This window comes from Polynucleobacter sp. MG-27-Goln-C1 (assembly GCF_018881905.1).
GTDB lineage: Bacteria > Pseudomonadota > Gammaproteobacteria > Burkholderiales > Burkholderiaceae > Polynucleobacter.
This window is the reverse complement of record NZ_JACVPM010000004.1, coordinates 97,718-104,802: the sequence shown is the minus strand read 5'-3', so window position 1 is coordinate 104,802 and position 7,085 is coordinate 97,718. Positions and strand designations below refer to the sequence as shown.

6 protein-coding genes are annotated in these 7,085 nt (G+C 45.3%); 3 read left to right on the top strand and 3 right to left on the bottom strand.

Annotated elements, in window-relative coordinates:
* Positions 1-486: 486 nt before the first annotated feature.
* Positions 487-753, bottom strand: coding sequence for a hypothetical protein (locus ICN14_RS09715; protein WP_216226269.1), 267 nt, complete (start codon positions 751-753; stop codon positions 487-489).
* A gap of 364 nt (positions 754-1,117) precedes the next feature.
* On the opposite strand from ICN14_RS09715, the gene recQ reads away from it, so the two are divergent.
* Positions 1,118-2,947: a DNA helicase RecQ gene (recQ, locus tag ICN14_RS09710; protein WP_216226268.1), complete on the top strand. Its 1,830-nt coding sequence runs from the start codon at positions 1,118-1,120 to the stop codon at positions 2,945-2,947.
* Between the two features lie 16 nt (positions 2,948-2,963).
* Here the strand turns inward: recQ and ICN14_RS09705 are convergent, their stop codons facing one another.
* The gene (locus ICN14_RS09705) at positions 2,964-3,509 is read right to left on the bottom strand and encodes a YggT family protein (RefSeq protein WP_216226267.1); all 546 of its coding nucleotides are present in this window, start codon (positions 3,507-3,509) and stop codon (positions 2,964-2,966) included.
* A gap of 96 nt (positions 3,510-3,605) precedes the next feature.
* Between ICN14_RS09705 and ICN14_RS09700 the strand changes: the two genes are divergently transcribed.
* Together ICN14_RS09700 and ICN14_RS09695 are read left to right on the top strand one after the other, a co-directional pair.
* Entirely contained in the window at positions 3,606-4,967 is a 1,362-nt protein-coding gene (locus ICN14_RS09700; RefSeq protein ID WP_370624842.1) for a cytochrome ubiquinol oxidase subunit I, read from the top strand.
* Positions 4,968-4,970: 3 nt separating this feature from the next.
* Positions 4,971-5,987, top strand: a complete 1,017-nt coding sequence (locus ICN14_RS09695; protein WP_216226265.1) for a cytochrome d ubiquinol oxidase subunit II — start codon at positions 4,971-4,973, stop codon at positions 5,985-5,987.
* A gap of 14 nt (positions 5,988-6,001) precedes the next feature.
* Here ICN14_RS09695 and ICN14_RS09690 read toward each other — a convergent pair whose 3' ends face one another.
* Positions 6,002-7,072: an ABC transporter ATP-binding protein gene (locus ICN14_RS09690; protein ID WP_216226264.1), complete on the bottom strand. Its 1,071-nt coding sequence runs from the start codon at positions 7,070-7,072 to the stop codon at positions 6,002-6,004.
* Between the last annotated feature and the right edge of the window lie 13 nt (positions 7,073-7,085).

The following is a 7,085-nucleotide window of genomic DNA, read 5'->3' as shown; positions in this document are numbered from 1 at the left end:
TCTTTAGCAGACATTCAAAGACCAACGGATCGTTGGTCCGTTGGGCAATCTGAATATTTCTAATTTCAACGCTGTTTAAAATCAAGTCAGAAATTTCTAAACCATTTGTATAGCGCCCTCATAACTATCGCTATACCCCCCCAACCGGATGGACACCCCTGGGGGTAGCGACTTATTTGTTTATTCAACTTATTCCAATCACCAACGGTTTGGTTATCCGATGATCTGGCGCAATCGACTAACGGTCTAGCTGACCGATGCTATCTCACCCAAACTCAGCGCTCTAGAAATAAAAAAGCCCCGCAGAGCGAGGCTTAGTAATACTTGGTGGGTCGGGCGAGATTCGAACTCGCGACCAACGGATTAAAAGTACATAACCCTAGTAAATTACTATTAAAATCAATAACTTAAAAATGGTGTGTTTCAAAGTGTGTTTTTAACTAATTCTTTCATTACATTGCAAGCATTACTTAAGTAATGCTTTTCTTACTGTGATTTAGTAAGAACTATAGAAGCAAGTTTATCAACATCAATATCTGTAGTGAGCCATTCATTCCACGCAGCTTCATAAGGCTCTCTACGTTGCTTTATTGCTTCCAACGCTTTTGTAGATGGCATTAGTAAGAGCTCACCAAGCTCAGCGTCATTAACTGAGCTATTTGAAAAGATGTAGGTTGCTTTTGCTAATTCATTCAAATCATCAGCTTTCTCTTTTGATTTTTTTATATCATTAAGTAGCATAAGTGCAGACAACGCCAATATAGCTTTTGAATGAGGTAGCGTCCGCCATCCCACTTGGTTTTATGTGCCTTGGACGCCATTAAGTGCTGCGCTACCAAAATTTGTCCCCATAACAGAATGAAAGCGCTTGGATATGACTGGAAGGATTCAGGCAATCCAATGGGATTCATCACTTAAGTAATGAATATTTATTCTAATTAATCAGAGGTTTAGTGCATCTAACGGCTCTTGCTTAATCCACCACTGTCTAAATCTATACAATGCAAGGTTAAGTCACCCTTTCCGCCAGCCAGATTCTGCGTTTGTAAGGACAAAGAAGATATTCATCAAGCCCCGCCATGACGTGGGGCTTTTTTATTCCAAAGGAGCATTACTGTTGCAGTCGAGCCGCCAAGTACTTCATGATGTTTTTGGCTTTGATCAATTTAGAGGTTCTCAAGAATCTATTGTTGAGCATGTAATAGCGGGCGGGGATGCCTTAGTCCTAATGCCGACTGGCGCCGGTAAATCACTGTGCTATCAAATTCCCTCACTCATTCGCCGCGGTGTGGGGGTAGTGGTTTCACCCTTGATTGCGCTAATGCAAGATCAAGTGGATGCCTTAACCCAGCTTGGTGTTAAGGCTTCGTTTCTCAACTCCAGCCTGGATGCGGCAACATCTCAACAAGTTACCACCCAACTGCTAGCTGGAGATCTTGACTTGATCTATGTGGCGCCAGAGCGTCTGATGAATCCTGGGTTTCTATCGATACTCGATAGACTCAATGCTGGCCCCGGAATTGCCTTGTTCGCTATTGATGAGGCGCACTGTGTTTCGCAATGGGGTCATGATTTCCGTCCTGAATATCGCCAGTTAACTGTTTTGCATGAACGATTTCCTCAGGTGCCACGTATCGCCTTAACAGCTACTGCGGATGCGCCAACCCGAGCAGAAATCGTAGAGCGCCTGTCTCTGGAATCTGCCGAGCAGTTTGTCTCTAGCTTTGATCGTCCCAACATTAAGTATCGAGTTCTACAAAAGCAGAGTGCCAAACAACAGTTAGAGCACTTTTTAAATGCCGAGCATGCCGATGACTCAGGAATTATTTATTGCCTATCGCGTCGCAGCGTAGAAGAAACTGCGCAATGGTTACAAGACCGTGGGTGGGATGCCATGCCGTATCACGCAGGACTAAGTGTTGAAACGCGTAGTACAAATCAAAAACGCTTCTTGCGTGAAGAAGGCGTCATCATGGTCGCAACTGTAGCGTTTGGTATGGGTATTGATAAGCCTAATGTCCGCTTTGTTGCCCATCTAGATCTACCCAAAAGTATGGAAGGTTACTACCAGGAAACTGGACGGGCAGGGCGTGATGGCTTGCCTGCAAACGCCTGGATGGCTTACGGATTTGGGGATGTAGTGAGCTTGCGACAAATGGTGGATGGTGGTGAAGCTTCTGAAGATCGTAAGCGGGTAGAGCGCCAAAAACTCAATGCGCTATTGGGCTTCTGCGAATCCACGACATGCCGCCATCAAGCGATCTTGCGCTACTTTGGAGAAACGCATGCCGGTAGCTGTGGTAATTGCGATAACTGCCTAGAGCCAGTGGCTACCTGGAATGCCACACATGAAGTGCAAAAAGCATTGTCATGCGTCTATCGAACGGGTCAGCGTTTTGGCGTAACCCATTTAATTGATGTGCTCTTAGGTAAAGTAACCTCTAGGGTGAAGCAATTTTTTCATGAGCAAGTGAGTACATTTGGTATTGGTGCAGAGCTCAATCAGGCCCAGTGGAATAGTGTCTATCGTCAATTGGTAGCAGGCGGTTACTTAGATGCTGATATTGCATTGCACGGTGGCTTAAAGCTAGTGGATGACATTGCTTTGCCAGTGTTGCGTGGAGAGCAAGAGGTTTGGCTGCGAAAAGAAACGAGTTACTCCAAGAGTAAGACTACAAAGTCCGGAGTAAAGAAAGGTTCTACACACCCCTTTAGCAATATTGCAGATGAAAACTTGTGGGAGGCGCTCAAGGCTAAACGTACTGAACTAGCGCGCGAACAAGGCGTGCCACCCTACGTAATTTTTCATGACAGTACTTTGCAGGAGATGGTTAACTCTACGCCAACTACCTTAGATCAATTCAGTCGTATTGGTGGGGTTGGGCAAGCCAAGTTGGAGCGCTATGGCGAACACTTCATTAAAGTCATTCGGGAAAACCTAGAATGAAATAAGACTTAATCAGCTATCTAAGATTGCCCATCACAATCTGAAGTACTTGCAGAATCAACAGTAATACCAGGGGTGATAAATCAAGGGCGCCAAAGTTGGGTATTGCTTTCCTAATTGGAGTGAGTAGGGGGTCAACTAATAGCGACACTAAGAACTGAATTTGAGTCCCTGCACCAACCCAAGAAAGAATGATGCTGGCAAAAACTAGACCAACTAGACCCGATAAGGTCAGGTCAAGTAGATCAATCAGTGCAAGTGCTAACCAAGAGACATCTATTGAGGTGGCGCCAGAGATAAATAGCAGGATCGTAATCTTGCACAAAATTAAAAGATAGGCTGCGACGCAACTCGCTAGATCAAAGCGACCAATACTAGGTATGAAGCGTCTTAGTGGAAGAACAATCCAGTTGCTTAAAGGCAGAATATAAGCACCAATGGACTTGCTTTGCCCCGCACCTAAATTGAAGGCAAGCCACTGTAAATAGCAGCGTAAAAGGCAGGCTCCCGCAACAATGCTAACGAGTACCTGAAGAATGAGATTGGCGATTTGTATCAACATCAGCATATTGTAGGGGGTTTAAACCGCATGGTGTGAGCGGCATTATTTAATTGGTGCCACAATTGAATGCAGAACCTTCAATTACTAGGAGTAGTCGTGCTCGATTCCCTTTTATTTAGTCGTATTCAGTTTGGTGCGAATATTTCTTTCCATATCCTCTTTCCAACCATTTCAATTGCGCTGGGATGGTTTCTCTTCTTTTTTAAGATTCAGCATATCCGAACTGGTTTGGATTATTGGCGTGAGGCCTATCAGTTTTGGGTCAAGATTTTTGCCTTGACCTTTGCCTTGGGTGTGGTCAGTGGCATCACGATGAGCTTTCAGTTCGGTACGAACTGGCCTGGCTATATGGAAACTGTTGGGAATATTGCAGGACCTTTGCTAGCCTATGAAGTGTTAACGGCGTTTTTTCTTGAGGCTACCTTTTTGGGTGTGATGTTGTTTGGTGCCAAGCGAGTGTCTCCCTTAATGCATACCGTTGCAACATTTTTAGTGGCTTTTGGTACAAGCCTCTCTGCGTTTTGGATCATTGCTTTAAATTCTTGGATGCAAACCCCGCAAGGCTTCATCATGATTGATGGCAGGGCGCATGCTGTTGATTGGATGGCGATCATTTTTAATCCATCTATGCCATACCGTTTAGGTCATATGTTATTGGCTTCATTTCTAACGGTATCATTCTTTTTGGCTGGAATTTCCGCCTATCGCTATTTACGTAATAGCCGCTCACCGGCCAATTTTCTGGTGATGAAGATTTCACTTACTGTGGCTGCTGTTTTAATTCCTATTCAGATCATGTTGGGTGATGCGCACGGTCTGAATACGCTTCACCATCAGCCTGCCAAGCTTGCTGCCATGGAGGGTATATGGGAAGGTGGCGCTGGTGTTCCTGCTGTCATTTTTGCAATACCTAATCAGCAAACCCGTACCAATGATTACGAGATTAGCATTCCGAAGTTGGCCTCTCTATATCTCACGCATAGCTGGGATGGAGAGGTAAAAGGATTGAACCAATTTGGAGATAAGATCCCACCAGTCGCCCCAGTGTTCTTTGCTTTTCGTGTGATGGTTGGCGTCGGCGTATTGATGCTGATATTTTCATGGCTAGCGCGTTGGCAGTTGCGGCAAGATCGACAGCTTCCTAGATTGATGGCAAAAGTACTGGTATTAATGACTTTCTCTGGCTGGGTGGCTGTATTGGCAGGTTGGTATGTCACTGAGATTGGGCGGCAACCTTACCTTGTCACAGGCGTGCTCACCACTGCTCAAGCAGTAACTACTTTGCCATCGAGCATGGTCTTTTCAACGCTATTCGCTTATCTGACGCTTTATGTGGGGCTACTGTTCGCCTATATTTGGGTAGTGTTTTATTTGGCCCGCCAGGCTGATAGTCAGGATGCTCAAAGTCAATTGACTCCCAAGAAATCAGACTCCTCTTTTAGTCCCTTTGGCGCTTAATCTATGAACACCATGGACCTTACTCAAGCCTCAGTCTGGCTGCCTTTATTTTTCTTTGTTGCGATGGGCATTGCCATGCTCTCTTACGTTGTTTTAGATGGCTATGATTTGGGCATTGGAATGCTGCTCAACCGTGGTACCGATGCAGAGAAAGACATGATGATTGCATCCATTGGTCCTTTTTGGGATGCCAATGAAACATGGATCGTCTTAGGCGTTGGCCTATTGTTGGTTGCCTTCCCTTTGGCGCATGGTGTGATTTTGACCGAGCTATATTTGCCAGTTGCTGCTATGTTGCTTGGACTGATTCTGAGAGGGGTATCTTTTGACTTTAGAGTCAAAGTAAATATCGAACAAAAGCCACTGTGGAATTTGCTGTTTTATATCGGCAGCCTAGTTGCTTCTGTATCTCAAGGAATCATGATTGGACGCCTAATCGTGGGCTTTGATTCTGGAGCTTTAGGGTGGTTATTTTCACTATTAGTGGGTTTGTGTTTACCCGCTGGCTATGTGCTTCTCGGCTCTACTTGGCTGATATTAAAAACCGAAGGAGAGCTCCAGAAAAAAGCATTTCGATGGGCAAAGATCAGTCTATGGCTCACTGGATTTGGTGTTGCTTTGGTATCCGTTGCAACCCCGTATTTCAGTCCTGAAATCATGAATAAGTGGTTTGCTTGGCCTCAGATCATCTGGCTCTCTCCGGTACCTGTCGCTACTGGAATTTTCTTTATGCTTACCTATCGATTTATTGATGCATTGGAAGAGGGGAAATCTAAAAAAGAGTGGCTGCCATTTGCTAGTGTCGTAGCAATATTTTGGCTATCTTTTTTTGGTATCGCCTACAGTATTTTTCCATACGTCATTATTGGAAAAATGACTTTGTGGCAAGCTGCCGCTGCAACTGAGTCTTTATGGGTTATTTTCTGGGGCGCAATTGTGGTATTGCCAACGATCCTGGGCTACACCCTATTTTCTTATCGCATCTTTAAGGGCAAAGCTACTGCGCTGACATACTACTAATAAGAGAGCAATACTTAGTCGCTAAATGTCACAACGTGATCAGCCACTAAGTGGATGCCAATCTTTTCACCAATCGCATGATCATGGTGGCTCGGTACAAAAGCAAAAATCTCAGTGCCGGATGCTAGTTTGAGGGTATACAGAAAGTCAGCGCCTCTAAAGGTCTTACGCACAACCTCTGCAAGCAAGGTGCTGTTGTCATCATGCTGAATATCATCAGCCCGTAAGAGGACATCGATTTCTTTTCCGACCTCTTTACTGCGATCTTCCTCTAAGTCGAGTTCACCCAACTCAATATTCACTTTGTTATTGGCCTGCACAACTCCCTTAACAAATACTCCACGACCAATGAAGTCCGCAATATAGCGATTGACTGGCTTGTGATACAGCTCATATGGGATATCCCACTGCAAGACTTTGCCGTCTGTCATCACGCCGACTTTATCTGCAATCGCAAAGGCCTCAAATTGATCATGAGTTACTAGTAGGGCAGTAATGTTGTTAGCTTTGAGGATCTCCCGCATCTCACCCGCAAGACGCTCTCTGAGTTCAATATCTAAACTAGAGAAGGGCTCATCAAGCAAAATTAAATCTGGTTCTGGTGCCATTGCTCTGGCTAGCGCCACACGTTGCTGTTGCCCACCACTGAGCTCATGAGGATAGGCATCAGCTTTATCTGCGAGGGACACGCGCTTGAGCCACTCAAGCGCCACAGAAGATCTTTGCTTGCTTGGTAAGTGTTGCAAGCCAAAGGCAATGTTCTCTAAAACGTTGAGGTGAGGGAAGAGGGCAAAGTCCTGAAAGACCATGCCTACTTTTCTTTGGTTTGGTGGGATGTGGATAGAGGTAGAGCTCACGACCTGATCGCGGAGGAGGATTTCTCCTGCTTTAACAGGCTCAAACCCACAAATTGCTCTCAGGACAGTAGATTTACCGCAACCAGAAGAGCCTAGTAGGCAGCCAATTTCTCCTTGGGCAAGATCAAGCTGGAGGGCTTTAACTGCAGTGACGCGACCCTGACCATCTCGACTTGGGTAGTCGATTTCGAGTCCTTTGATGGAAAGCAGTGCGTGAGCGGAGTTCATCCCTATAATTTTC

Bases quoted from the DNA above. Each gene is read 5' to 3' on its own strand.
- ICN14_RS09705 (WP_216226267.1), bottom strand. From the start codon at position 3,509: ATGTTGATACAAATCGCCAATCTCATTCTTCAGGTACTCGTTAGCATT.
- ICN14_RS09695 (WP_216226265.1), top strand. From the start codon at position 4,971: ATGAACACCATGGACCTTACTCAAGCCTCAGTCTGGCTGCCTTTATTT.
- ICN14_RS09690 (WP_216226264.1), bottom strand. From the start codon at position 7,072: ATGAACTCCGCTCACGCACTGCTTTCCATCAAAGGACTCGAAATCGAC.